We start from the raw sequence: 668 nt of genomic DNA, 5'->3' as shown, positions 1-668 counted from the left end.
GCTAACGTCCCGCCGGCTTCATGAAGTGGCGGATTTTTTATTACTGACGTTTACAAATATACCGAAAAGGTTTGAAGGAAATATTAAAAAAAGAAAAAGACCTTTGATTCCAGCTCGTTCCATTATGAACTGTCGCCCGCCATTTCATGAAACCGCTGTTATGAGAGGTTTTAAATAATAATTTGAGGAAGAAATATATAATTAGCTTTTTTAAGAATAATTTTTTTTCGTTTAAAATCTGATTTGTCTATTATATAAAAAATCCGTTTTGGTTTGTATAGAGCACTTTGAATTTCAACAAAGTTATATTTATGTAAAATATCTATAGTGATAATTTTATTTCTGTTTTTATCCATAAAATCTTTACTGATAGTTATGGGTTTTGAATTATAAGGTTTTTGTAAACTGACTTCGAAATACAATGCTTTTGCGTCAGGAAATTGATAAGTATAGTTCTCAATAAATTCGTTTTGTTTCTTTATTAAATGTAAATCATCATATTTTTCAAGTTTGTCGAAATACAAATAAATTGTATCAGTTGATTTGATAAATTCAAGATCTTGTGCAAAAAGATTGCATGATGATATTAAAATAAAAAGTAATATACATCTCATAAGTTTTTATTTCGCAAGGTTTTCAAAAATCTCTCATAACGTCCCGCCGGCTTT

General features: G+C 28.1%; 1 protein-coding gene. It reads right to left on the bottom strand.

Annotated features, from left to right (window positions below; translation table 11 throughout):
- Positions 1-170: 170 nt before the first annotated feature.
- Positions 171-614 carry a hypothetical protein gene (locus LZZ90_RS13975; RefSeq protein ID WP_237791321.1) on the bottom strand — a complete coding sequence of 148 codons (444 nt, stop codon included), beginning with the start codon at positions 612-614 and terminating at the stop codon, positions 171-173.
- Positions 615-668 lie beyond the last annotated feature (54 nt).

The sequence above is a fragment of the Flavobacterium sp. SM15 genome, assembly GCF_022012335.1.
Lineage (GTDB): Bacteria > Bacteroidota > Bacteroidia > Flavobacteriales > Flavobacteriaceae > Flavobacterium.
This window is presented reverse-complemented; position numbering and strand designations above follow the sequence as displayed.

Excerpts from the sequence above, each read along its gene's own strand:
- LZZ90_RS13975 (WP_237791321.1), bottom strand. The coding sequence starts at position 614 with ATGAGATGTATATTACTTTTTATTTTAATATCATCATGCAATCTTTTT.